Annotated in this window: 2 protein-coding genes; both read left to right on the plus strand. The window is 61.9% G+C overall.

Annotated elements, in window-relative coordinates; genetic code table 11:
• On the plus strand, nucleotides 1-922 hold a 922-nt coding region (locus AACZ55_RS16060; RefSeq protein WP_339647699.1), incomplete at its 5' end, for an AarF/UbiB family protein.
• Nucleotides 919-2142, plus strand: coding sequence for a bifunctional phosphopantothenoylcysteine decarboxylase/phosphopantothenate--cysteine ligase CoaBC (gene coaBC / locus AACZ55_RS16065; protein ID WP_339647701.1), 1224 nt, complete (start codon nucleotides 919-921; stop codon nucleotides 2140-2142). The genes AACZ55_RS16060 and coaBC, both read left to right, overlap by 4 nt.
• The last annotated feature ends 181 nt before the right edge of the window (nucleotides 2143-2323 follow it).

The following is a 2323-nucleotide window of genomic DNA, read 5'->3' on the forward strand; positions in this document are numbered from 1 at the left end:
AGCGGCTGCCATGTCCGAGCTGGCCGACAATCTGGGCAGTGACGGCGATTTCGGCGTGCCCGATGTCTTTTGGGAACAGACCGGGCGTTCGGTTCTCACCACCGGCTGGATCGACGCCATCCCCATCCGCGAGGTCGAAAAGATCCAAGCGGCCGGCATGGACCGTGCCAAATTGGCCGCCAGCCTCATCCAGAGCTTTCTGCGCCAGGCCATCCGTGATGGCTTTTTCCATGCCGACATGCACCCGGGCAATCTGTTTGCCGACCCCAAGACCGGCGGGATCGTCGCCGTCGATTTCGGCATCATGGGCCGCATAGGTAAGCGCGAGCAGCGCTTCCTGGCCGAAATCCTCTATGGCTTTATCACCCGTGATTATTACCGCGTGGCCGAACTCCATCTCGATATCGGCTATGTGCCGCAAACCCACACCATCGACGATTTCGCCCAGGCGATCCGTGCCATCGGCGAGCCGCTGGTCGGGCGCGGGGCCGACGAGATTTCCATGGCCCGTGTTCTCGCCCAGCTGATCGAAGTGACCGAACTGTTCGACATGACCGCCCGGCCCGAACTTGTCCTTTTGCAAAAAAACATGGTGCTGGCCGAAGGCACGGCACGCCTGCTCGATCCGCAATTTAACATGTGGACCGCCGCCGAACCGGTGGTGTCCGAATGGGTGCGCCGCACCGTCGGGCCGCAGGGGAGGCTCGACATCGCCAAAGAGGCCATCGACGAGGCGCTCGATCTGGCCAAACGGCTGCCCGATCTGGGCCGCCGCGCCGAACGCGTCCTGACCCGGCTCGAGGCCGATCAGTTGCGCCAGGACAAAAAGGACCCGTTGATCGAAATCCTCAAATGGGGGAGCCTTGCGACAATCGTTTTGGCGATCATCAGCCTGATCGCCCATCTGGGAGGCGCGCTGTGAGTGTAGCCGGCAAGCATATTCTCTTGATCATCTCGGGCGGCATTGCCGCCTATAAGGCCATCACGCTGATCCGCCTGATCCAGAAAGCGGGCGGCACCGTGCAGGTGATCCTGACCGAAGGGGCAAAACAGTTTGTTTCCCCCCTGACCATTTCCACGCTCTGCGGTCGCCCGGCCCTGTCCGATCTTTTCGATCTCACCCGCGAGGCCGAGATTGGCCATATCGAGCTGTCCCGCTCAGCCGATCTTGTCGTTGTCGCTCCCGCCACCGCCAACATCCTGGCGCGCATGGCCAACGGGCTGGCCGACGATCTTGCCACCACCTGCCTTCTGGCCACCATCACCCCCGTCCTCGTCGCCCCGGCCATGAATGTGCGCATGTGGGAAGCGCCCTCCACCCGGCGCAACATCGAAACCTTGCGCCGCGATAACATTGCCTTTGTCGGCCCCGAAGAGGGTGACATGGCCTGCGGCGAATTCGGCGCGGGCCGCATGGCCGAGCCCGAAGATATTCTTGCCGCCATCGCCGATCACTTCGCCCATGGATCTGGACCGCGCCCCCTGGAAGGTCGCACGATCATCGTCACCTCCGGCCCCACCCGTGAGCCCATTGATCCGGTCCGTTACATTTCCAACGCCTCCTCGGGCCGCCAGGGCACTGCCATTGCTGAGGCGCTGGCTTCGCAGGGCGCCATTGTCAAATTCGTCACCGGACCGGCCGAGTTTTCAAAGCCCAGGGGCTGCGAAATCATCCCGGTTGAAACAGCGCTCGAAATGGAAGCGGCCGTTACCGCAGCCCTTCCCGCCGACGCCGCGATCTTTGCCGCCGCCGTTGCCGATTGGCGTATCGCCCAGCCGGCCGATGCCAAGCTCAAAAAGGATGGGTCGGGCACCGCGCCCGCGCTCGACTTCATCGCCAACCCCGATATTCTCGCTTCGGTCGCCCACCTTCCGGCAGGCGAACGCCCCGCGCTGGTTATCGGTTTTGCTGCCGAAACGGGAAACCTTGAAACCCACGCCCGCAACAAGCTGGCGCGCAAAGGGTGCGACTGGCTGCTCGCCAATGATGTGAGTCCCGGCAGCGGGGTTTTCGGCGGCGCCGATACGCGCATACTGTTTCTCGATGGCACGGTTACCGATGATTGGGGCCCGCAATCGAAAACCGCTGTGGCTACAAAACTCGCCGACCGCATCGGCAAACATTTTGCCGGCGGCAACTGAGCCCGGAGTGCTTCCAGAATAAGTGGACACCACTTATTCGGTTCGGAAGCGCGACAAACCAAAGAACAAGAGAATTTTTTGCGATTCGAAGAAGCGCAGAAATACTCTGCCGTCTTGCAAAAGCGGTTCGTTTCCGACCACAGTGCGCCAGATTTTCTGAGGAAGGGATGCACCCAATGAC

It is taken from the genome of uncultured Pelagibacterium sp. (assembly GCF_963972885.1).
Taxonomy (GTDB): domain Bacteria; phylum Pseudomonadota; class Alphaproteobacteria; order Rhizobiales; family Devosiaceae; genus Pelagibacterium; species Pelagibacterium nitratireducens.